Here is a 23,817-nt window from a genome sequence, read left to right as displayed (position 1 = left end):
AGCCTCTGGCTGAACTTATGCTATATCAAGATTTAATTTATAGTTTAGCTTTTTTAAAAAAATTTTCTTCTTCTTTTCCGGAAGAAGAGATAAATTTAGTTGATTTTTCTTCTTGTCAGCATCTTATAAATTTTTCTTGTAATTTAGAAAATGATTTGATTCAAAAAATAAATTTATTATGTAAAGGTTGTATTCTTTTTAAGGCTTCTTCTAATGCAATATGTTTAGAAATAGAAGGAAAATCTAAAAAAGAAGGAATAAAAATTATTCAAAAATTTTTAAATATGCTAGATAGTAAATGTGAGGAAAATGAAATACATGAAGAAAATTTGAAATTGTTTTGAAAATTTCAATTCTCTAAAACTAGAAAAGATTGTGTAAGTGCAGGTGCTCAAGCAATATTAAATTATTTATTAACTATTTAAAAATATTTCTTTAATATTAGGCTCTCATATTTCCCTTAATAGGGGAAATAAATATTTATTAGGAGTAGTTGAAGAAAGTATTTTTAATGGAGCTAATTGTTTTATGATTTTTACAGGACCTCCTCAAAATAAAAAAAGAGTTCCTATTTCTGAATTATTTCTAGGAGAGGCAAAAAAATTAGCTGAAAAAAATGGAATTTCTTTTTCTAACTGTTTAGTTCATGCACCTTATATTATTAATCCATCTAGCTCTAATTTAGAAAATAGAGATTTCATGATTTCTTTTTTAAGTGAAGAAATTAAAAGAACGGATGCAATGGGAATTCCTTATATAGTATTACATCCTGGATATTATGTGAATAGTACATTAGATGAAGGAATTAATTTTTTAATTGAGAATCTTAAATTGATTTTCAATGAATGTAAAGATACTAATGTATTTATCTGTTTAGAGACAATGTCAGGAAAAAAGAATCAAATAGGGAAAACTTTAGAGGAGATTTCACAAATAATTAAAGGATGTGATAATCATCCTAAATTAGGAGTGTGTTTAGATACTGTACATTTACATGATGCTGGATATGATTTATCTAAAAAAGAAGAATTTTTAAAAAAATTTGATGAATTGATTGGATTAGAAAGAATAAAAGTAGTTCATTTAGGAGATTCCATGAATCCCAGAGGTTCTGGGAAAGATAGACATGCAAATTTAGATTATGGCCATATAGGATTTGATATTTTAATGGAATGGGCTTATGAACCTCTTTTTAAAAACTTACCAATAATTGTTGAAACACCTTATTGAAGGGAAAGTAAAAATATCAAGAAATTAATTTCTCCTTATAAACATGAAATTCAATTAATTAGAAATAGAATATGAAAACCTATCCCTAATAAGAAATATCTTCCTATTTATGATAGAAATAAATTTAAATAGTAAATTAATTTGGAGAAATAAGTAAAGTAAATTTACTAATTAATTATTAGTAGAAATAGGGAAATGTATTTTTTAATAAATGGGTTTTAGTATAATTTTTACGATTTTAAAATTTTTATAAATTTAATTATTTTAAGGATCTTCTTTTCCAATATATTTAGAAATTTTTTTTATTAGTTATTGAGATACAAAAGTGAATATTTAATAACTTATCTGGCTGCGGCAGGCAGCACAATTTATTATTTTGCTCTTAATAATTGAAATTTAAATTTGCCTTTTAATCATTTTTTATCTAAGGGGGGGGCGTTATTACTCCCTTAAAAAATCTGCAAACTAAAAATAATGTTTTGCGATTACAAGGAATTTCGAATAAAGTTGTCAACAATAAGATAACAACAGATATTTCTAAAAAATACTTTGAAAATAATAACTTAAAAATCTTTGAAATTCCTTCTATGAACATTAATAATTTAGAAAAAAAGGAATTAGATAAAATGAGGGATTCCGTTAGATCCGTTTTTGAAAATGAGAATAAAAAGAAAATACTTATGAGAATTGAAAAAGAAGCAAAAGCAAAACTTATTGAATCGCAGGGAAAATTAAAAACTTATGAAAAAGACTTCAAAAAGATTCTTCTGAACATAAATGCATGGAGCGAAAAAATTAAGAAGTGTGAAAGTTCGCAAAATTTACAAGAACAGAGTTTTAAAGAAAATGGAAATATGAGCTTAATGGATATGCAATCAATTTTCAACTATTACAAAGAACTGGTTAACACGAAGAAAGCTAAAAGTAAATATTTAAAAGAAATTGAAGAAATAAGTAATCTAGATAAATTGACTGAAAGTTCATTTCATGAAACTCAACAAGAAGATAAAATTCTTCCAATTTTGCGAAGACTCGGTTTTGGTTATGGAAATAATATCAGTGTTACTGAATTGTTGGGACAAATAATTAGTGAAGGTATTATTAAGAAAGAATGTTTATTAAAAATTAATGGGAAAATTGAAGATTTAAAAAGAGGAAGGGGGCGCGTTGATTCGGGAATTAGAAGTTGGGGAAGAAGTGGTTGATTTGGTTGAAGGAATGATGGTGGTAGAAGTTTTAAAGTTTTTGATGATGCGATCAAAACTTGAGAGGAATGAATCAAACGAATAATTGTTGTTGGATTAGTTGAAGAAATGACAAAGGAAATTGTGAGCACGAAATTTTAAATTTTTGGTCAATAAAAATTATTTCGATAATCAGGTAGATAAAATTTTTTTAAATCCGGTATTTATTTAAATCATGACTATTTCTTTAGTAAAAGTTTTTCAAATGTCTGTAGGTGTAGCTATTGGTACAGTAGCTTCTTATGGAGTTTATTTAAAAACTATTGAAATTCCAAAGACATTGATCTCCAATGAATTTCAAAAATCTACTGAAGCAAAAAATATAGAATATGTTCTTTACAATTTTGAGGGAAAAAGGATTTGTGGTTCTGGAGATAATAAAAATAATATATTACAACACACCCAAGAAAATAATTGTTTACCAGATATAAAGATTGGTAATGGGAATGGAAAAAATAATATGTCATTATTAATTAGAGTATCTAAGGATTTCCCAGAGTTAAAAATAAAAGGAGACTATAAATGAGAAAAAGATTATTGAACTCTTAACTTTATGGGCTATTTATGAACAAATAAAGTTTTGAAAGGAGGTGAAAAAAATTTAAATCGAACATGTTTAGTGCAAGAAAAGAAAGATAATAAAGGAAAAACTTTTGTGGAATGATATTGTTATCGATAATTATTTCTATAAATTAGTTTTTTAATTAAATTAGGGCCTTTAGGCTCTAAATAATTAAATTTTTAGAAATTAATTTTTTGAAAGAAAAATTTAGGAGAAATATTTTGTTATAAAAATTGAGTACTAAGATTGATACAAAATTAAAAATAGAGAATTTAACGAAAAATATAAAAAATAGATTAAATTGAGTAAATTATTAAAGACATGTTTTAATAATTAATAGTTATTTTTTTGAAATATAAATATGGAATTTATTCTTTGTTTCCTTTATTCGCTGGAGGTAATTTGATTTATTTTTTATTACCCAGTAGTAAAAATATAGAAGTATTAACTTCTAGTCTTTCAAATATGGGAGGGGCACCAATCACCTCTTTAAAAGAATTCCAGTCTAAAAATGATAATGCATTAATAAAGAAAGGGCAGACAATTAAATCATTAAATGAAAAATTAGAAATACAAAATTCTCAATCTTATTCTTCAGAGATAAACAAATTAAATATTTCTGAAGATTCTCTCTCATTAAGAACTTTAAATAGCAATAATGAAGTTTCTCAAGTACAAGAAAGAGTTACAAAGATTATTAAAGAAGTAAATAAAGAAAATGGTTTTTCAATAATACAAGATGAATCTTCTGGTGAATTATCAAATTCACAAAGTCAACTGGTTGATTTTACTAGGAATTTCAAAGAACTCTATCAAAAAGTAAAAGAATGAAAAAATAAAGGAGATTTACAAAAAATAAGAATTAAACAATTTGAAGGGCGCGATGGACTTCCAGAAAAAACAGAGCCTTTAACTCAATCACAAAGAAAGGCTTTATTAACTTATTATGAAATATTTTCTGGTTTAAAAGGGAGTGAGATAGGATTTTTAAAAGAGATAAATAATGTAAATAATAATTCTAGTTATCAAAAAGTGAATAATACAATTCCCGAGAATAATAAAAAATTAATTCAAGCTCTCAAAGATATTAATTGAGAGGGGTTAGATAGGGTTAGTTTTGGAAAATATCTTAGAATAAACGATTCAGGAAAAGATTATGATCCTTTCTCAATATTATTAGAAGCTGAATATTTAAAGAATGCTAGAAATGAAGCAATAAAATGGGATGATAAAGTAAAAAATTTTCAAAGAGGTCGTTCTGAAGATCGTTGCTCTTGAACCTCTAAATGTCAACGATGAAGTGAAGAATCAACAAGATCTTTAAGTGGCGTTAAAGAAGATATAGAAAATCAAGTTACTATTGCAATAGCATATAGATTATTAAAGATAATGATAGATAAATTTGATTTAGAAAATCTTTAAAAGAGCCAAAAGTTAATAAATAACTTTTTAAATAATTGAAATGATTATAGATATATAAAAAGAGGCATAAAATAGATTAACTGGGTTTTTCCCCTAGAAGGGGAAAAAATATCACATCTTTGCGAGCAAAAATTTTATTATCTATATATTTATTCATAGAGTAATTTAGATTAAATTAGTTTATAATTTCTTTCTACAAACATAAATATTTTTATTTAACCTTATGTCTTCTTTTGCCATTAAAGCTTTAATGGCAATTGGAACACTTGGAACAGTTTCGGGAGGTTCTTATCTTATACATGAGTATTTAATTAAAGAAAAAGATATAAGAATAAATCATGATGAAATTGTCTCGGAATATATGCATAATAAAGAAAAAGAATTTAAAACTTCAACAGGAAAAGAATATTTAAGTAATCAAAATGATTTAGATTTAGATCTTTTGTGTGAGTTTTTGAAAAATGAAAAGAATGGAAAACAAGAAAATGGAGTCAATACAGAAGATAAGGAAGATATGGTTGTAAAAGGTAGAAGTTGTAAAAATTATATGAAGAAAATTTTGGGAAATGAGGAGGAAAAATGGCCTGTAATTTGATTAAGAGTGAAGCAAGAGAATTTTAAAAATACAGCTACCTTTTATCAATTAATTAAAGAAAATTCTTTAGATTCAAGTGAATCGATAAAGTGAGAAGAAAGGTATTCTTGCATAAAAGAAGATCCTAAAGAAAATGAAAATAGGGTAATTGTTAAATGTGATTTAAAAAATACAAATTTGAATGAGCGGTCCACCTCAAAGTAATTTTGAGACTACTGAAAAATAATAAATAATGTCTACTTTAGCTGTTAAGATGTTAGTACCAACTTTATTTGTTGGGGCAATATCTGCTGGAGGATGATATTATAGAGATAAAATTAAAGAATTTTTCTCTCCAATTAATAATGTTGAGGGAGATATTCAGAAGAATTTATCTGATATTTCTAAAACTGATCAAGTTGAAAGAATGGAAGATTATCGCACAACATATTCTTCGGAATTTATTAGAACTTTTAGTGATTTTGAGGATTTGACTTGTGAATTTCTTATAGAAGCTAAAGAAGAGGGATCTAAAAGTATTGCAGCTAAAGATTGCGAAAAATTTATCGAAAAGAATTTAGGAAAGAAGAAAAATGATTGACCTTTTTATTGACTTCGAGTTAAAAAAGAAAACTTTGAGGAATTTTTAAAATATTACAGTTTGTGGGGCGAAAAAGCTTCTTTATCTCAAGAACATCAAAATTGGACATCCAGTAATAATGTTTTTTCTTGTTCTTGAAAAGATTCAAAAATTGAAGGAAGAGTAGAAATTTCTTGTAATTTAACAAAAATTCTAGGAGATAATGGAGAATTTTTTTCCCATCTCTTAGAACAAAACAAAAATAAAAATTAATTATTTAATTTTTTAAGTTATGTTAACTGTATTTTCTAAGGTAATGTTTTCATTAATTATTTCCGGTGCTGCTGGCGGGGCAATTGCAGGAATTGTGTCATCCTCAAATAATAGATATAAACACAAAGAAGAATTAAGAGGCAAAGATTTAAAAAATAGTAAATTAGATGAAGTTTTCAATGTTGAAAAAAATTTAGAAGAGGTCAAGCTAGGGAATTCTCTTCAAAATTTATCTTCAATCTCTGAAAATTTGAAACAAACTCCAGAAATAAAAGAATCTTTTACTAAAGAAACAAAAAATGCTTCTTATGATGCAAAAAAAGAAGGATTAGATGTTGAGATGAACAAAGCGAAAGTTAAATCTCCTAAAAAAACAAGGATTCAAAGAGCTCCAGAATTAGAGGGAAGGGAAAAATGAGATTCTGAAATATCAAAAAGAAATATCTTAGTGGAGAGTGTTTATAAAGCGAAATATATAAATGGTGAAGATCAATTTAAAAATTTCTGCATTTTATATTCAGTTGGCGAAAATATAGATAGAGAAGAAAACTTTGATATTACTGAAGGTAGAACAAAAAAGTATGTCACTGATTCTTGTGATGGAGCAACTTTTTGATCTATTGAAAATTCATCAAAACATAATAATGTTGGTCTTTGAATAAGAGGCAAAAGAGATGCAGTTAATGATTTAATTTCTTCAAATTGAGACAATTTGAAACAAGAAAATTACATAAATAACAAACAAGAATATTTAAAAATTGAAAAAAATCACAAAGGCAATTTAAATGAATCGTGCAAGTTAGAAATAGATAAAGAAGATTGATTAGAAATAGCTTGTTTAAGTAATTAGTTTTTAAAAGAATATGTCGACTAAACTATCTAAAGTATTAATTTCTACTGTTCTTGTGGGAGGTGCTGTAGGCGGCGGAATTGCATTAGGACTTAAAGATTGAAAAAATAAAGAAATAATAGAATCTATTGAAATTAAGCCGGAAAAAGAAATATTACCAAAAGATATTGATTCAGAAAATATTTCTAACAATGATGCTTTAAGAAATAATGAGAATTCTAATCAACTTCAGCAAGATAATAAGAAAAATATTCTAGAGAAAGTTTCAGTTCATAAATTATCACAGAATCAAGAAAAAGAAAATTTAAAGGTTAGAAATAATGATTTAAATATCTCTCTTAGAGCAGAAGAAGAGCAAAAATTAAAACAGAGAAAAGATTGAGATGAACAAGTTAAGAAATACAATATTCAATTAGAAAGTGTTTATAGATATGGAGATGGAGGCCAAAAGGCTGATGCAAGAAGTTGTATTTTATATAGAAATGGAGAAGTAATGCGAGAAATAGCTGATTTAGCTGAAGGTCGTGATGATGTAGAGGGAGAATATCATCCTTGCTCTTGATATACTTCTTGATCTTCAGATAGATTTAATGAGCATGAAGGAGTTGGACTATGAATAAGAGGTAAAAATAGTGAAGTTCAAAAATTAATTAAGAATAATTGAGATGCATATTTAAAGGTAGATGGTTTCGGAAAAAATGAAAAACAAAAGGATTCAAATGTATTCATTGAGGGAGCCGGATGATTAACTAATTTATGTAAAGAAGAGGTAAAAAAAGATGATTGGTTAGAAATAACTTGTTTAGGTAAATTAAATTAATCGCCAAATCAGATATATTTCTCTAAATTTAGAAATTTTAAGGGGAAATTTTCTCCCTTTCTTTAATAAAAAATTATTAATAAAACCAAGTAATTTCTTAGGGTATGCTTTCTTCATTTTCTAAAGTATTAATTGCTACTTTTGTTAGTGGCTCAATAGGAGGAATAACAGCTACAACAGTTACATTATTGAATAAAACTAAAGTTAATGAAAAACAAAAAAAATTATCACTCACAAATAATTTAGGGCCAGAGGGGAAAAAAATTCAAAAAAACGCTGCAAATCCTTTTACATCCATCGCGCAAAGTTTCTCTTCTCAAAGTTCAATTGATTTAGAGAATAAAAGAGAAAATGTTAAGTTTCAAGAAAACACAAAAGTTAAAAATAGTGAAACTTTAAAAGAAAAACCTCATCAAGAAGAAAAGAAAAAAGTTGAACAAAAAACTAAGTCATTAAAAACTTTTAAGAGAAGAGAAAGATCTTATGAACCTGAATTAAAAGGCAAAGAAAAATGAAAACAAGAAATAACAAAAAGAGATATTTTATTAGAAAGTCTTTATAAAAAAAGAGAGGGTGATGGTTCGGAAGGTTTTCAAGATGTTTGTATTCTATATAAAAATGGAGAAGAGTTGGATTTAAATGAAAATTTTGATATTACAGAGGGAAAAACACAAGCCGGAATGTTTAATTCATGCGATCAACAAACATCTTGGTCTTTGGATCACTCTGAGAAATATAATCAGTTAGGTTTATGAATAAGAGGGAAGAAAGAAGTAGTTAATAAATTACTTTTTGAAAATTGAAATACTTTGAAATATGATGGATTTACATCTGAAATAGAAAATTTGAATATAAATATAAAAGGTAAAGGATGGTTGAATAATTATTGCAAAATGGAAGAAGATTGAAATAATGAATGATTAGAAATCACTTGCTTAAAAAATTAGTTTTTTTAAATAGTTTTTAGAATATGTTGACTATATTCTCTAAAGTATTAATTATTACTGTTTTTGCTGGCGGAGCAATAGGCGGAGCTATTGCTGTGGCATTAAAGCAACAAAAATTAATAAATAAATCAGATTTAAAGGAAAAGTTAGAAAAAAGTTATTCAGATTTCAGTAACAATGAAATTTCCCCTAAAACAAGTAAAGAAAAAATGGTTGAGTCTGATAAACTACAAGTTTCTTCATCGGAATCTCTAGAAAAAATAAATATTACTGAAGAAAGTTCAAAAAATGCAATTGATATTTCAAATAATTCAAATATTTTGGAGAAAGATGAGGCATTGTACGAATTAGATTTTTCAAATACTAAAAATAGGGAGATATTAGAAAAGAAATGGGATCAAGAGATAAAGGATGATTCTATATTGTTAGAGGCTGCTTGACAATTTGGGATTGGCGGGGAACATGGGAAATTGCAAGAAAATTGTATTACTTTAAAGTCTGGTTATGATCAACTTAAGAATTTGCGTATTGATGAATTAGCAGATAATGAAGATACTTGCAGAGAAACTTTTTGAACTAGATATTTGTTGAATAAATATGGTAAAGAAGGAGTATGAATTAGAGGGGAAAAAGGGATCGTCACTAAATTAATTAAAGATAATTTGAGGGATTGAAATCCTAAATTTTATGCAACAACTTATAGTATGGATTCTTCAAATCCAATGGATTTTTTAAATGGTATTTATTGTAAGCAAAAAGAAAAAGATGATAATTGAACAAATATAACTTGTTTAGAAAATTGAGCTCTTTTAGATGAAATTAATTCAGAAGGTTATATTAAGGATACAGTTAATTAATAAAAAAAGCTAAAATTTATTAGACAATGTTTTTGGGATTAACAAAAAAAGCGATTTTAGGTTTGTCGCTTACTTCTACTACAGTTTCTGGAGGTTCTACTTTTGGTTATTTATTTGGAAAATTGGGAGTGTCAAATGAAGAAGGTGGGGTTGCCAAAAATTCTAATAATTTAGATGTCGGGAAAAATACTGAAAATTTTTCTCAACAATTAAAGAAAGAAGAAGTTAAGTTTGAACAAAAGATTGAGGTTCCAAGAGTAGAATCTTTCGCTAGAATAGGACAGATAAATTCACGAGGAGGTCAAAGATTTAATAATGTTTTTAATGGGTTAAATGATAGAGAAGCGGCTTTTAATTTACCTGAATATAAGGAAGAAGAAATAGTAGAAGATCAACAAGTAATTAATGAACAACAAGCAGTTTCGGCAGAAGTTAGTGTAAATCATGAGGAGGTAGATCCAAAGGTAAAACAAGTATTAGAAGAATTATTGGCGAAAGAAAAAGCTAGAAGACGGGAATTGGCAAAACAACAAAAACAAGATATTTGATTGGAAGTTGCTTGATTCTTTAAAGTTGCTGGAATTGGTAGACAAAAAGTTTGCAGTTTAGTTAAAAAAGGACATGATCATTACGATAGAAAAAGAATCCCTATAACAATTAATGATTATGACAATAACAGAATGTTTAGAGATTTGTGCGATCAAACAGTTTGGTCTAAGAGTAAAAATAAAGATTTAAAAGATAATGGTTATGAGGATTTGTTGTGGATAAGAGGAAAGCATGAGGCTGTTAAGAAAACAATCTGATGGAATTGAGAAGATATAAGTGGCTTTAGATGAACTAACACAGTAGAAAAGCCTCATTTACAAGTTTCTGAAAATTTAGATGAATTGAGTAAAGATTTTTGTCAAATTAAAAGAGATAATGATTGAACAGAAGTAAAATGCTTCAATAAAAAAGAAGATATGAAATCAAGATTTCCAGCTTTTGATTTAACAAGAAATTCTTGAAAATCATTAACTTACTAATTTTTAATTAATTAAATTACAGCTGTTTTTAAATTTTTTTAAATTTAAAAATAATTAATTAGGAGGAAAAAAAGCAGCCTTTAAAAGGCTGCTAATTAATTATTTACATTTCTATATTTTTTAATTAAAAATTTATATTGTATTATTAATTGAATTTTTAAGTAATGAAATATAAGATAGGTTTGGTAGGTTTACCTAATGTTGGTAAATCTTCTATATTTAATTTATTGAATGGAAAAGTCAAATCTACAGTAGCTTCTTTTCCTTATTCTACTATTCAACCAATATATTCATTGGTTGAATTTCCAAATTCTAAATTGGATGAATTAGAAAAATTATTTTTATGACTTTTTAGAGATTCTCTCTATAGAGAAAAATTAGATAAAAAGTATGAAAGTTTTGAATTTCTTGATTTAGCTGGAATAGTTCCCCTAGATGGGGAGTTAGACAAAAAGAAGAGTGATATGGGAGCTTCCTTTTTATCATATATTAGAGCAGTAGATTTAATTGTTATAGTCATTAGAACTTTTTCTGATGAATCTGTAGAATCTCAATTAAATACGTTTTTGGAAGAAAATCCAAAAATGTACAACAGCTTAATTGTTAAAAGTTCTTTAAAAGAAGTAGAGCAAGAATTTAAAGATAAATCTATTAAATTTTTTAAAAAATCACAAACAAGTGAAGAGGGAGAGGGAATTCAATTAGATTTAGATTCTAAAATACCTTTGTTTTATTCAGAAGATAAATCTTTTTGAACTTCTTTAGATTTAGATAAAAAAGACAATAAAAATATAAATATAGTTGAAAGTTTCCACTCCTTTGAACCTATATTAGAACTAAAGCTAGTTCTACTAACTTTAATTAAGTCTGATTTAGACTTAATTATTAAATTATTAGCTAAATATTCAAAAGATAGAAAAACTTTTTCTAAAGAAATAGTTATTCTTTCTAATATAAAAGAAGAATTAGAATTAAAAAAATTTATACCTATTAGTATGTTGAATTATTTTTTAGCTCTTTCAGAAGAGCAAAAAGAAATAATTAATAAATTAAATCTTTTGAGCTCCAAAAAAGTAGTTATTTTAGGAAATTATGGCTCTAGCAAGCAATCTCTTTCTAAATTAAATGAGTTAATAGAATGAACAAGAAAATATAATTTTCCCTTTTCTTCTATTAATTTAGAAGGAGAAGAGATTTACAATCTTTTAACTCAAGAAGAAGAAAAGAAAGAAATGAGACAATCTATTTTTCTTAAAAACTCTTCAACTGAAGAGTTTTTAAATATTATTTATAAAACTTTAGCTTTAAAAACTTTTTATACCTTTAAATTAGAAGATATAAATAATAGAAAATATAATCTTTCTAATTTCTCCCACAATATAGTACCCGTAAGAGGAGAAATCAGAGCATGATCTTTTAAAAATAATAGCTCTTTAAAAGAATGTGTTTCACAAATACATAATGAGCTATCAAATTTTTTTATCGCTGCTCACTTAATTAAAATAGAAGATTTTATTGAACAATCTATTAAAGGAAATTCAAATCTTAATATTATAAAAACTAACTCTAAAGCCTATAACTTGAAAGGAAATGAGATTGTTCAAATTATTTCTTCGGCTTAGTAAAGTTATTAAGTTTTAGTCATCTTAAGAAATGCTACCACAAGCTAATTTAACAGTAATTTGTGGCCCGATGAAATCAGGTAAGTCTAAAGAATTATTTTCTATTATTGATAGACTTAATTATCAAAAAATAAGTTACAAAATATTTAAGCCTAAATTGGATTCAAGAAATGCTAATACTATTTCTTCTAGATATTTTTCACAATCTAATTTGGCCATAATTATTGATGAAACAAATCCAAAAGAAATTTTGAATTTTATTCCCAAAGAATTAGAAAATCCTTTAACTGCTTTAATAGATGAAGCACATTTTTTTTCTTCTGAATTAATAAGAATAGTTAAATTATTACTACTTAAAGGAGTTAATGTAATTATTTCAGGCTTAGATTGTGATGCCAATATGAATACTTTTGGCCCTATGGGGGATTTATTAGCTTTAGCAAATAATATTAAAAAACTTAATTCCGTTTGTGAACTTTGTTATAGTACAGCTAATTTAAGTGCACTAAAAGATTCTTCTCAAACTTTTGAAAGAGAGAATATTTTAGTGGGAAATGATCAATATATAGTGCTTTGTTTATCTTGCTATGAAAAACATACCAATTTACATGAAAAATTAAAAGAAGAGATTTTAAGCTCTTATTCTGCTTAATTAATGTTTAATCCAATCCAAGTAATTGCTGTTTTCTTAATTAATAAATATCGTGCAATTATTAAATTCTTTAGATTTATTAAGTGAATTATTTGAAATCAAGCAATATTAGGAACTCTTAATTGAATAAAAAATGTTTGAAATGATTATTTTTGAAGACATGTGGTTTATTGAAGCAAAAAGATATACAAAAATATTTCTTTTTTCTTTTGAAAAACATTCCCTTCAAAAGCTAGTGAAGAAGAAATAAAAAAATATAAATTATTTATTAAATCTTTAGGAGGTTGAGCGAATATTATATTTTGCTCTTGTTGCGTTAGAAGTTGACATTTCAAAATATTGCATTCTTTTTTAATTGATTGAGAAATACTAAATCAATTCGGAATGAAAATACTTTATTTTGAATGACCTTATCTTAAGTTAGCCCCTAGAGCCTATTCAAAATGATTATTTAGAAGATTAAAAATATTGACTAATATGCCGTTTTCTCTTTCAAAGAGATATAGGAAATCTCTTTATCGCCATTATTAATTGATAATGATGAAAGTAAGGAATTTCTGCATAATAGCTCATATAGATCACGGCAAATCTACTTTATCAGATAGATTTATAGAGCTATGTTCTAATCTCCCCACTTCTTCTATTTCTAATTGCTTTCTAGATAGTATGGATTTAGAAAAAGAAAAGGGAATAACAATTAAATTAGCTGCAATTAGATTAAGTTGGAAAGACTACTTTTTTAATTTAATTGATACTCCAGGACATATAGATTTTTCCGCAGAAGTTTTTAGAAGTCTAAAAGTAGCCGATGCAGCTTTACTTCTTATAGATATAACAAAAGGAGTGCAAGCTCAAACAATCTCTTTATTTAAAACAGCTAAAAAAGAGGGATTAAAAATAATTCCTGTTTTAAATAAAATAGACTCTCCTTTAGTTTCTGAAGGTAGAAAAGAAGAAGTAATTTCACAATTGAAGGGAGAACCCTTTTGTTTTGATAATTTTCATTTCATTTCGGCAAGAACGGGCGAGGGAGTTCCTAAATTATTAGATAGTTTAATAGAGGAAGTTACACCTCCTCAAGAACATAAATATTGTTCTAAGTTAAATATTCCTTTTATTAAGGGAGGTAAAACTTGTGCTCTCATTTTTGAGGCTGAATATCATAATCAAAAGGGAACAATCTTGACGATAAGAATGTTTTCCGGAGAAATCAAAAAAGGAGATGAAGTTTATTTAATTAGATCTAAATTAAAGGTAAGAGTTAGAGAAATTGAATTTTTAACTCCTAAGCCTTTGAGATTAGATAAGATAGTTGCTGGAGAGGTAGGGCGAATATATCTCTTTTTACCTAAGGAGCTTCAATTAGAAAGTGGAGAGCATATTTGTTCTTATCCTATACCTCCAGAGGAAGAATTGAAGTTACTTCCTTTAGATAGAATAGGTCATTTAAAACCAATGATTTTTAGCTTTATAGCTCCTTATGATGAAGGCCAGAGAACTTCTTTTTCTAGTGCTTTACAGGCACTAAAGTTATCGGATTCATCATTTCAATATAGCTTTACTCAATCTTCTTCATTAGGTTTTGGAGCTAACATAGGAGCTTTAGGTCCACTACATCTTGAAATTCTTATTTCTAGATTAGAGCGAGAATTTAAATTAAAGCTAATTAGTGGACCTTCTACTATTGAATACAAAGCTATTTTGAAAAATAAAGAAGAACTTTATTTTTCAGCTAGCTCTCAAATGCCAGACATAACAACTGTAAGTGAATTTTTAGAGCCTTATATTTTTTTAACTCTTTCTCTATCTTCAGAATATGAGAAAGAATTTATGAGTTTTATTTCTTCTAGAAGATCTACTTATTTAATTTCTTTAGTTAGAGAAGGAATAGAGAATACTCAATTAATAGTAGAGTATTCTTTACCTTTAAGTGAACTTAATTCTTCTTTTGTTCACGCCCTTTATTCTATTACTAAAGGGTATATAACATATAGTTACTTATTAGGGGATTATCATCCATTATCTTTATCTAAAGTAACTATATGAATCAATAATTTAGAGTATTCTGAACTAAGTTTTTTAGCAGAAAGTAGTGAAGCTATTTCTAAATCTAGAGAGATATTATTGAAATTAAAAGAAAATGTTCCGCCACAGTTATATGAGCTCGCTTTGCAAGCTAAAATTGGAGGAAAAGTTATTGCTAGAGAGAATGTTAAAGCTTTGAGAAAAGCAGTGGCCGCTAAATGTTATGGGGGAGATATATCTAGAAAAAAGAAATTATGGGAAAGACAAGCTCAAGGAAAAAAGAAAATGAAAGAGAGCTCTAAATTGCAATTACCTCATTCATTTTTTAGATCTTTAATTTCAACTAATACTAATTAATAAATAAAATAAACTTAATTTATAGGTTTTATTAGTATTTAAAAGATGTCTTCTTCTGAAGAAAAAAGAGAAATAAAGAGTGCTAGTTTTAGTGCTGACTGAGTTTATTCAGAAGAGATGTCTTTAGAGGAAAAAGTAAGTAATACTTTACTTCATCTTTCTTCTATAGATGGAGTTCTTAGTATTGAAAAATTATTAGGGGAGTTAAAACTACAGAAGAGTAATATTCTCTCTTTATATGATGTTTTGTCTTCATCTATAAAGAGAGAATTAATGGATCATTTAGATAAATTATTTGAATTAAAGCTGAATAATTCTAAATTAGAAAAACAAATGGATACTCTTCTTTATTCAGTTAGAATTTCTTCTCCTTTTATAGCTAACTATAATTCTGAAAAATTGCCTCAATCTAAAGAATATAGACAATTTCTTCAATTGTATAGTGATCATACCGAAGGAATTCAGTATACTGTTAAGTTAAAAGGGAAAATTTCCCTTTTATTAGATTCTCAAAAATTGTTAGATAAAAGTTATGCTTCCAAAATGGCTCATATAGATTATCAAATAATTTCTTTGGGAAGAATATTAGATAATCTAGCTGAAGCCAAAAAAGAAGAAGTAGGAGCTTTGTATTTCTCCCAATTCAATAGATTGGAAGAATTAATAAAAGAAATTACTGATAATGAGGAGAAGTTGGGTAAATTAAAAAGAAGTATGAATATTACTCGGGAAGGATTTTTTAATAAAGGAATTAATGAAACTTTTTCATCAGAGCTAAAAAGAATTAGTGAAATATCTTTAAAAAATTTATAGTTTTAAATTTTTAGGCTGAGATAGTTTTCAAAATTTTTTAAAGATATAGGCTAGAATGGTTCAAGCCAATCTTCCCGCTAATTCTATAGCTTCAAGTTTATTGGGTTCTAAACATGATGATATTAAAGGTGAAATTAAAGAGCATGGGGAAGAAAAATCTAATGTAAAAGTACTTGGCCCCGATCCATATGGGGCTCACCTACAACTACCTGACATGAAAAAATATTACCGCAAAATGTGTAGAAATTGTTGACTTACTTTATGGTTTAATATATTTTTGACTTTAGCTTATTTGGTTTTCTCTATAGCTGAAAATGTAGCTCTTTGAGGGGGAAATTCTTCATTTGGTCTTAAGCTGAGTAGTCCTTTAATAACTTCAAGTACTTTTAGCGGTCTTGAAAAGCAAATTCCTACCCAAATTGGTTTGGGACTTCTAGATCTCTTTTGAGGAGGTTATATGAAAAATTTATTTTCCAAGAGCAGACAATATAAGAGGGAAAAACAATATAGCATTGAGGGATATTTGCCTACAGCACTTACTAGGGGATATATTAAGAGACTTATGGGTTTATATGCTTGAAGAGTTAATTTGTTTTGACTTGCAGTATTGTTTATGGGATTAGGTCTTATTAGTTTAGCTTATGGAAATATTGCTTGAGGTGTTTGTTGTTTGATAAATGGAGCTGATGGAAAGAATTGTTGTTGCGGCAAGGGAACAGGAGCTAATTGTTGCTGCTGCGGAAAGACTTGCAATGGGAAAGATTGCTGCTGTCTGTGATGACTTTTCAAAGTTACTGAAAATAAATGCTGACATTCTTGAATGTCTATGGGGGGAATATTTTCATTTGGATTTGGTTTTTTAATTATTCTTCTTTCAAATCCAATACTTAGATTGAAAATCAGAAAAATTTATTGACTTTTTGGTTTGAATGAATATAACATGAATCAAGAAATTAGAGAAAGAATATTCAGAATTAATAAAAGAGATAAAACAATTTGTTGTATTATCTTTTGTATTGTAGGATTGGTCTTTTATATAGTCTTTAAAAGACTAATAACTTCAGTATTTAATAAGAGTTTGAGGATTTTTAAAAAATAAACTTCTATTAAGTAATGATTAAAAAAGTTATCGTAGGAAATTTAAAAATGAATCTTTTAAAGCATGAAATGGTCTTTTATTTAATGGAATTGAGAAAGAAATTACAAAATGAAAGCCCTAAGCATAAATTGGGACTTTCTATTCCTTATATTTATTTAGAAAAAACAGCCGAAGAGTTAGGAAGTCATCTTCAAATATTTGCGCAAGATGTACATTATGCTGAAAAAGGAGCTTATACTTCTTCTATTTCAGCTCCTCAATTGAATTCCATTAAGATTTATTCAACTTTAATAGGACATTCTGAATGTAGGCAATCTGGTCAAACGGAAGATATTATTTCCAAAAAAGTCAGAACAGCAATACTTAATGGTTTTAATGTAATTTATTGTTGCGGGAAAGATCCATTAAAGGAAATAAAGAATGAATTATTTTTTTTGAATGCAAAAACTGCTGAAAAGATATCTATAGCTTTTGAACCTATAAGTGCTATAGGTAGTGGGCAAGCTATGCCTGTAGATGTTGCAGTAAAGAATTTAATTGCAATTAGAGAATTAGCGACGGATATGTGAGGAGAAGCTGGAAAAAAAATTAATTTATTATATGGAGGTTCTGTAAATCAAGAGAATTACAAGAAATATTTAGCTGAACCTGTTATAGATGGAATATTAGTGGGTTCAGCTTCTTTAAATGTTCATAATTTGTGAGAAATGGTTATGGATAGGTAATAATAGTTTTTCAATAAGAATTATTTAAAAAATCTCAATTAAGAAAGTAGTTTTAACTATCTTAGATGGTTGAGGATATAGAGAAGAAAAAGCATGAAATGCTATTTTTCACGCAAAAACTCCTAATTTTGATCAACTAAAGAAAGACTTCCCTTTTACTACACTAACTGCTTCTGGTGAAGCAGTAGGTTTACCTAATTTACAAATGGGTAATTCAGAAGTTGGTCATTTGAATATAGGTGCTGGAAGAATTGTAGAAACAGGTCTTTATAGAATTAATCAAGCTATAAAGAGAGGGGAATTCTCTCAAATAAAAGCTATTAAAGAATTAATAGAAGAATTAAAAAAAGATAGTGGTTCTAATTTACATGTATTAATTCTCGCTTCTAAAGGAGGAGTTCATTCTCATTTAGAACATTTATATGAATTTTTAAAAGTAACTAATAATCAGGGTATAAAAGTATTCACTCATCTCTTTAGTGATGGAAGAGATGTCCCTCCTAATCAATTTTCAATTGATTTAGAAGAGATAGTACAGAAATTAAGGGAAAATAATGCTGTTTTAGCAACTATTTCTGGTAGATATTATGCTATGGATAGAGATAAAAATTGGGATAGACTAGAAAAAGTATTAAAAGTTATTACTCTTGAAGATGGAATAGATCAATTTAGTTGCCCCAAAGAGTATATTTCATCTCAGTATAGTGAAGGCATTACTGATGAATTTATTCTTCCAGCCGCCTCTTCAGAATATATTTCATCTTTATCTGGTTTAAAAAGAGGAGATAAAGTAGTTTTTCTCAATTTTAGGCCGGATAGAGCTAAACAACTTTCACATGTATTAGTTGGATCAAAAAATTTGTATGATTATACATCTAATTTAGTTCCTAAGTCTATTTCTTTATATTCAATTTTTGATTATGAGGGAATTAATTTAACTAATGTATTTTTTCCATCTTTAGAATTAAAAAATACATTGGGAGAAGTTGTTGAGGCTGCAGCTAAAACTCAATTAAGAGCTGCAGAAAGCGAAAAATACCCCCATGTAACTTATTTTTTGGATGGAGGAGTGGAAAAAGAATTTAAGGGAATTCAAAAAATTATAGTTCCTTCGCCTAAAGTGGGAACTTATGATAAAGCACCAGAAATGTCTATTCATGAACTCTGCGATTCAATAGAAGAAGCTGTATTAAATCAAAAACAAGATTTAGTAATTATTAATTTTGCTAATCCGGATATGGTAGGACATTCTGGAGATTTTGATGCTACTGTTAAGGCTTGCGAAGCTGTTGATAAATCCTTAGGTAGAATTTATGAATTAACTAAAAAAACTGGACATACTTTATTAGTAGTGGCAGATCATGGAAATGCTGATATTATGAGGGATGAAAAGGGAGATCCTCATACAGCACACACATTATTTCCAGTTCCTTTCATATTATGTGACAATTCTTTTAGCTTAAGAGAAGGGGGTAAATTGGGTGATATAGCACCTACTATATTAGAAATATTGGGGATAAAACAACCAATAGAGATGACTGGTTGTTCTTTAATAACTTCTTAAAAAATATGTCTACAGCACATAATAGCGCCCCTAAAAATTCCATTTCTAAATTAGTATTAGTTACTGGAGATCCTTTAAGATGCAAGAGAATAGCTGAGACATATTTAAAAAATTTAAAGCTTTTAAGTGAAGTTAGAAATATTTATTGTTATACAGGAACTTACAAAAATGTAGAAATATCTTTAATGGCCCATGGAATGGGTATGGGTTCTATGGGAATATATAGTTATGAATTATTCGCTCCCGAAATATATGATGCAGAACTAGTCATTAGATTAGGTACTTGCGGAGGTCTTTCACAACATATAGAACTAAATGAATTAGTTTTAGTGGAAAGTATTAGTTCTAATTCCAATTATGCTGAATTATTGGATATGCAGCCTAATGGAGATATTAGAGTTGATTTTGAGTTACTAAAGCTGGCTAGAGAGACAGCTTTAGATTTAAAATATCCTTTAAAACCTGTTAAAAATTTTTCAACAGATAATTTTTATTCTAAGTATTCATTATCTGAAATGGGATTAAAAACAGGATGTGATACTGTTGAAATGGAAAGCTATGCTTTAGCTATTAATGCTTTATATCATAAAAAGAAATTTCTAACTATCTTAAATGTTTCAGATATAGAAGTATCTAATAAGGTTGTTGAACTTACTAGAAAAGAAAGAGAAGAAAATTTAAGTAGAATGTTTATATTGGGATTAGAAATATTAGTGAAATATGCCCAAAAAAACCAAAACATTAACTAGTAAGAAAACAAAAAAAGAGGATTTTTCCTCTTTTTCTAGAAATCTTTCTTTTTCTAATAAATTACATGAATGGAAATTAAATTCAAGCTCTTTATTAGAAGATAAAAAATGAATTATTCGAAAATTATCTAATAATTTTGGTAATTTACTTAAAGCTCAAGATTTTCTCTCCAATAAAGCAAATGTTCTTAAAAAATACATTAAGAAAAAAGATAATTTTTCTGAACTTCATTCTTTAAATAATGAATATTTTCATAAAGAAATTAAATCTAAAGCTTTATTATTTTTAGATTATTTACATTTCGAGAATGAAGAAATGGAAATTGAAAAAAATAATAAATATTTATCTTTTTTAAATGAACTTAGTAAAAGTTCTTTTTCAACTGCTGATAATTTAAGTTCTTATTTTCAATTAATTAATTTTGATCTTCTACAAAAAGAAGTTAATGATGAAAACTTGAAGCTTAAAAAAGAATTAGTTTTTTCTGAATTAGTTCAATTAAATCTATCTCGCGAATGCGAGGAGATAGAGTTAAAAATTCATGAAATCTCCCAAAGACTTTCCTTGCAATATGATTCAATAAAGCCAGACAATATTAAATATGTTCAATTCAAAGGTTGAAAAACTACTTCTCCTCTGTTATCTTTGATTTCCCCTCCTACAAAAAAAATTGTTTCTTTAGATAATTCAATTCCTTATCTTTTCTTTAAAACCTATTTTTATTCTGAAGATTTATTTCAAACTGGAAAAACTCACTTATCACCTCCTCCTAAATTTATTGAATTTATTGCTAAAAAAGCTGAAAAGTGATCGGTGTTGAAATATATTTCACCAGAAGAAGTAGCTAAAAAAATGGAGGGAGCAAAAGGTCTTAAAGTATCTAAGAAATATATTCAATGAACAGACCCTGAAGAGAAGTGATTCTATCATTTCTTGCCACTCATAAATCTATATTTTGATAGATTTAGAGAAAAATACATTTACACTAATATAGTTACTTGGGATCAGCCAGAAATTGTATATCCTTTAACAGAGGTAGATAGTAGCGATACTCTTTCTTTTTCTGAAGATTACAAAACAAGACCTATTTTTAAATATGAAGGAATTCCTAAATTAAGAATTGGCGGAGATCTTCAAATACTTGAGGATATTCTAGATTATTATCAAAAAAAATATGATAAGGAATCTGCCAAATTATTAGATGCCAATGGATTAGCTATCAATAATTCCAGTGTTAATTTAGAAGATTGTTTAAAAACTATAAAACAAGAATTTTCAGAGCTTTAGAACTTTAAATGTTTCCAGATAAAACAATAGAAAAAAAGAGAAAAAGTAAAAGACGAGAGGCTAGAGATGAAAGAAGATGAAATAAAAAATTTAAGAAATTATCTCATCAATTTGAACTGTCTCAAGATTGTTTTATTTCTCCTAAACTTTCTTTAGATAATCAGAAAAAATTTGAAAAATTTCAAAAACAACTTTGACAAATTCGCAAGAAAAAATTTAAAAAAGCTTCTTCTTCTGTTGAATTTCAGTGGAAATCTAGATTTAAACACATTTCTCTAGATTGCTGTCAAAGGGAAACAACCAAAGATTTATTTAAATTCCCTTATAAAGTTGTCCCTATCCCTAATGAAAAATCAGCTATAAAAGGTAAATCATTTAAGACAAAGCCATTTTTACCATTATTGAATAAATATTTTTGGATTTATCAATATTTAAAACCTTTTGATTTCTATACCAAAACATTAGAAAATATTTCTATTTCTTCGACAAAAGGTATTTCTGTTTTAGATGAAAATGAAAAAGAAAAACCCAAATATTGGTCTAATTTAAAATTCTCTTCTAAATTTTTCGAAACTCCTTTGCATAAAGAATTCAATGAAAAATTTTCTGAATATGATATTTATCATTATTCCCTTGAAGATAATTCTTTAATAAATTCCTTAAAAGCACAATATTTTGAAAATTTCTTAAGTAAAGAAGAATTGAAATTATCAATAAATAAGGAGTTAGCTCCTCATTTAAATAGTCTTAATAAATTATTGAATGAACAACCATTTTTAGTATTGCCTATTAAATCTTCAGCACTTTTGTATTCGCTTCTTCCGGAATTTGATGGTATTTTTCATGAATTTAAGAAATACAAAATTACTGAAAATATGATTAAAAAAGTTTCACTGAAAGATAATTATGTGAGTGGTAAAAAAACTGTTGGAGATAATTTGTTATGTTTATCCCCATCTCATTTTTTCTTATCTACCATTTTCTTTCAAAAGTTGAATGCTAGAGAGTGGAAAAGTTTTGGAAAAATTAAGAGATTTAATATTAACGATTTCTCTTTGAAATGTTACAGCGCCTTTAATCCCTTTACTAGCCTAAGTAATGCTGTATTAATAAAATTGAGTGCAAAATTAATTAGAAGATTTTATTGAAGAAATAAACTTAGAGCTGCATTTTTAATTGATAATGATGCTTTAAATTGTGAAGGATTATCCCCTTCTTTTGAGAAGAAAATGATAACTGAGGATTATAAATATAATTCCTTTTCTCAACCAAGTATTTATTGGGCTAAGGAATATCAAAGTTCTCTCAAAAATAATGTAAAGTTAAGTGAACTTTAAAAAAATTTAATGTTTAAAGCTATAAATATTAAAAATAAGCTTTAAAATTCAGCTTAGTTAATTGATTTTAAAAATGCTTTTCTGATTTAAAAAGAAAAAGATTATCAATCTTTTGTATGAAGCGGATATTCAACTGGAAAATGAGGTAATCTGGGAAGTAAAAAATCTTGAAAAAAAACCTTTCAATTATTACTTTGAATATGGAGAAGTTATAGATTGGGGAGATAAATCTTCTAAGCTTACAGAAAAAGAGAGAAAGGTGCTTAGTGAAAAACAAATTGAAGATAAATTAGAAGAAATTAAAGAAAAAGAATCTTTAGTTAAACCTGCAGAAAAAATAGGGAAAGAAAATATTGTGCTTCCAGCTGTTAATAAATCCATTAAAGGCATAAAAAAGAAGGGAGATGAAAAAGAAGCCAAAAGAAGAGTAAAAAAGCCAAAAGAAGCAGATAAATTATTAGAGGATTCTCTTAAAAAAGAGAAAGGGAAGAAAAATCCTTTTAAAAAATTAAAAGAAAAAGAAGAATCAGCTCCTCTTGATCTTTTAAAAATGCAAACCATACAAGAAAATTTAGATGTTGATAATTTATTTCCTAAAGGCCCTCTTTCTTCTAGAAATGTAGAAAAAGATTTAGAAGATGAAGAACATGACAAGATGTTAAAAGAAAGAGAAAAAGATGAAAAGGAAGATCAAAGACTATCTCTTACCTACAATTTGAAAGATTTTCCTCTCGCAGAGCCTGAATTAATTAATGAGCTTTGCGAAGCGCATAAAGTATTTTTCGATTTCTTATCTAGATTGCAAGAAACACATACTCCTACAGATTTCAAAACAGCCTATCATATTCAAGATAGAATAGCTTATTTGCTGGATAATCAGACTCTTTTATATAGATCTTTAACTAAACAATTAATTAAGTATTTAAATAGAATAAACGAAAAATTAAAGAAATATTATCAAGAGATAACTATAAAACAAGAAGATTTGAGGAAAATAAATGCTCAAATTTCTAGATTTAATGAATATGATAGAAAAACTCATGATAGATTAGATTATGTTGAAAAAGAAAATATTAGATTAAGAGAAGATGTAAAAAATTATCAAGATAAACTTGATGCTGTTACTAGAATAGAGAAAGATAAGAAGAGTGCTACTGTAGTTAAAAAAAGTTAATTATGTTTTCTTTTAAAAGTTCATT

At 27.0% G+C, this 23,817-nt stretch carries 25 protein-coding genes; all 25 read left to right on the top strand.

The window, feature by feature from the left end; translation table 4 throughout:
- The first annotated feature begins 17 nt into the window (after positions 1-17).
- The 25 genes from PRV_RS02690 (at position 18) to PRV_RS02575 (ending at position 23,792) form a co-directional block, all read left to right on the top strand.
- Positions 18-425: an iron-sulfur cluster assembly scaffold protein gene (locus PRV_RS02690; RefSeq protein WP_022770580.1), complete on the top strand. Its 408-nt coding sequence runs from the start codon at positions 18-20 to the stop codon at positions 423-425.
- A 4-nt stretch (positions 426-429) separates the two neighbouring features.
- Positions 430-1,362 (top strand): deoxyribonuclease IV, encoded by a 933-nt coding sequence (locus tag PRV_RS02685; protein WP_052312112.1) that lies wholly within the window; start codon positions 430-432, stop codon positions 1,360-1,362.
- Between the two features lie 180 nt (positions 1,363-1,542).
- Positions 1,543-1,683 (top strand): hypothetical protein, encoded by a 141-nt coding sequence (locus PRV_RS03065; protein ID WP_022770574.1) that lies wholly within the window; start codon positions 1,543-1,545, stop codon positions 1,681-1,683.
- 26 nt (positions 1,684-1,709) lie between these two features.
- Positions 1,710-2,576: a hypothetical protein gene (locus PRV_RS02680; RefSeq protein ID WP_022770573.1), complete on the top strand. Its 867-nt coding sequence runs from the start codon at positions 1,710-1,712 to the stop codon at positions 2,574-2,576.
- A 73-nt stretch (positions 2,577-2,649) separates the two neighbouring features.
- Positions 2,650-3,153, top strand: coding sequence for a hypothetical protein (locus PRV_RS02675; RefSeq protein WP_022770570.1), 504 nt, complete (start codon positions 2,650-2,652; stop codon positions 3,151-3,153).
- Between the two features lie 258 nt (positions 3,154-3,411).
- Complete coding sequence (locus PRV_RS02670; protein ID WP_144062319.1) at positions 3,412-4,458, top strand: OmpH family outer membrane protein; 1,047 nt, start codon at positions 3,412-3,414, stop codon at positions 4,456-4,458.
- Positions 4,459-4,681: 223 nt separating this feature from the next.
- Positions 4,682-5,257, top strand: a complete 576-nt coding sequence (locus PRV_RS02665; protein ID WP_022770565.1) for a hypothetical protein — start codon at positions 4,682-4,684, stop codon at positions 5,255-5,257.
- 28 nt (positions 5,258-5,285) lie between these two features.
- Complete coding sequence (locus tag PRV_RS02660; protein WP_043896097.1) at positions 5,286-5,885, top strand: hypothetical protein; 600 nt, start codon at positions 5,286-5,288, stop codon at positions 5,883-5,885.
- A 43-nt stretch (positions 5,886-5,928) separates the two neighbouring features.
- Positions 5,929-6,735 (top strand): hypothetical protein, encoded by an 807-nt coding sequence (locus tag PRV_RS02655; RefSeq protein WP_022770563.1) that lies wholly within the window; start codon positions 5,929-5,931, stop codon positions 6,733-6,735.
- Positions 6,736-6,748: 13 nt separating this feature from the next.
- The gene (locus PRV_RS02890; RefSeq protein ID WP_022770561.1) at positions 6,749-7,555 is read left to right on the top strand and encodes a hypothetical protein; all 807 of its coding nucleotides are present in this window, start codon (positions 6,749-6,751) and stop codon (positions 7,553-7,555) included.
- A gap of 104 nt (positions 7,556-7,659) precedes the next feature.
- A complete protein-coding gene (locus PRV_RS02645; protein ID WP_022770560.1) occupies positions 7,660-8,502 on the top strand; it encodes a hypothetical protein in 843 nt (280 codons plus the stop codon).
- A gap of 23 nt (positions 8,503-8,525) precedes the next feature.
- Positions 8,526-9,359 carry a hypothetical protein gene (locus PRV_RS02640; RefSeq protein WP_022770559.1) on the top strand — a complete coding sequence of 278 codons (834 nt, stop codon included), beginning with the start codon at positions 8,526-8,528 and terminating at the stop codon, positions 9,357-9,359.
- A gap of 26 nt (positions 9,360-9,385) precedes the next feature.
- Complete coding sequence (locus PRV_RS02635; protein WP_022770558.1) at positions 9,386-10,387, top strand: hypothetical protein; 1,002 nt, start codon at positions 9,386-9,388, stop codon at positions 10,385-10,387.
- Between the two features lie 164 nt (positions 10,388-10,551).
- Positions 10,552-12,009: a DUF933 domain-containing protein gene (locus PRV_RS02630; protein ID WP_022770557.1), complete on the top strand. Its 1,458-nt coding sequence runs from the start codon at positions 10,552-10,554 to the stop codon at positions 12,007-12,009.
- A gap of 31 nt (positions 12,010-12,040) precedes the next feature.
- Positions 12,041-12,661 (top strand): thymidine kinase, encoded by a 621-nt coding sequence (locus PRV_RS02625; RefSeq protein WP_043896095.1) that lies wholly within the window; start codon positions 12,041-12,043, stop codon positions 12,659-12,661.
- Between the two features lie 3 nt (positions 12,662-12,664).
- Positions 12,665-13,192: a hypothetical protein gene (locus PRV_RS02620; RefSeq protein ID WP_022770551.1), complete on the top strand. Its 528-nt coding sequence runs from the start codon at positions 12,665-12,667 to the stop codon at positions 13,190-13,192.
- A gap of 9 nt (positions 13,193-13,201) precedes the next feature.
- Positions 13,202-15,043, top strand: a complete 1,842-nt coding sequence (locus PRV_RS02615; RefSeq protein ID WP_052312111.1) for a GTP-binding protein — start codon at positions 13,202-13,204, stop codon at positions 15,041-15,043.
- Between the two features lie 45 nt (positions 15,044-15,088).
- Complete coding sequence (locus PRV_RS02610) at positions 15,089-15,856, top strand: hypothetical protein (RefSeq protein WP_022770544.1); 768 nt, start codon at positions 15,089-15,091, stop codon at positions 15,854-15,856.
- A gap of 55 nt (positions 15,857-15,911) precedes the next feature.
- Positions 15,912-16,955, top strand: coding sequence for a hypothetical protein (locus PRV_RS02605; protein WP_022770541.1), 1,044 nt, complete (start codon positions 15,912-15,914; stop codon positions 16,953-16,955).
- Positions 16,956-16,969: 14 nt separating this feature from the next.
- The gene (locus tag PRV_RS02600; RefSeq protein ID WP_022770538.1) at positions 16,970-17,680 is read left to right on the top strand and encodes a triose-phosphate isomerase family protein; all 711 of its coding nucleotides are present in this window, start codon (positions 16,970-16,972) and stop codon (positions 17,678-17,680) included.
- Between the two features lie 31 nt (positions 17,681-17,711).
- The gene (gene gpmI / locus PRV_RS02595) at positions 17,712-19,244 is read left to right on the top strand and encodes a 2,3-bisphosphoglycerate-independent phosphoglycerate mutase (protein ID WP_043896094.1); all 1,533 of its coding nucleotides are present in this window, start codon (positions 17,712-17,714) and stop codon (positions 19,242-19,244) included.
- 5 nt (positions 19,245-19,249) lie between these two features.
- Positions 19,250-19,993 carry a purine-nucleoside phosphorylase gene (locus PRV_RS02590; RefSeq protein WP_022770532.1) on the top strand — a complete coding sequence of 248 codons (744 nt, stop codon included), beginning with the start codon at positions 19,250-19,252 and terminating at the stop codon, positions 19,991-19,993.
- Positions 19,965-21,281 (top strand): hypothetical protein, encoded by a 1,317-nt coding sequence (locus tag PRV_RS02585; protein WP_022770528.1) that lies wholly within the window; start codon positions 19,965-19,967, stop codon positions 21,279-21,281. Before PRV_RS02590 ends, PRV_RS02585 begins: the two co-directional genes overlap by 29 nt.
- Positions 21,282-21,289: 8 nt before the next feature.
- On the top strand, positions 21,290-22,618 hold the full coding sequence (locus PRV_RS02580) for a hypothetical protein (protein ID WP_022770526.1): 1,329 nt from the start codon (positions 21,290-21,292) through the stop codon (positions 22,616-22,618).
- A gap of 73 nt (positions 22,619-22,691) precedes the next feature.
- Entirely contained in the window at positions 22,692-23,792 is a 1,101-nt protein-coding gene (locus PRV_RS02575; protein WP_043896213.1) for a hypothetical protein, read from the top strand.
- Positions 23,793-23,817: the final 25 nt, after the last annotated feature.

The sequence above is a fragment of the Mycoplasma parvum str. Indiana genome (genome assembly GCF_000477415.1).
GTDB lineage: Bacteria > Bacillota_I > Bacilli_A > Mycoplasmatales > Mycoplasmoidaceae > Eperythrozoon_A > Eperythrozoon_A parvum.
Note: the sequence above shows the minus strand (reverse complement) of the source record. Positions and strands in the feature narration are given on the sequence as shown.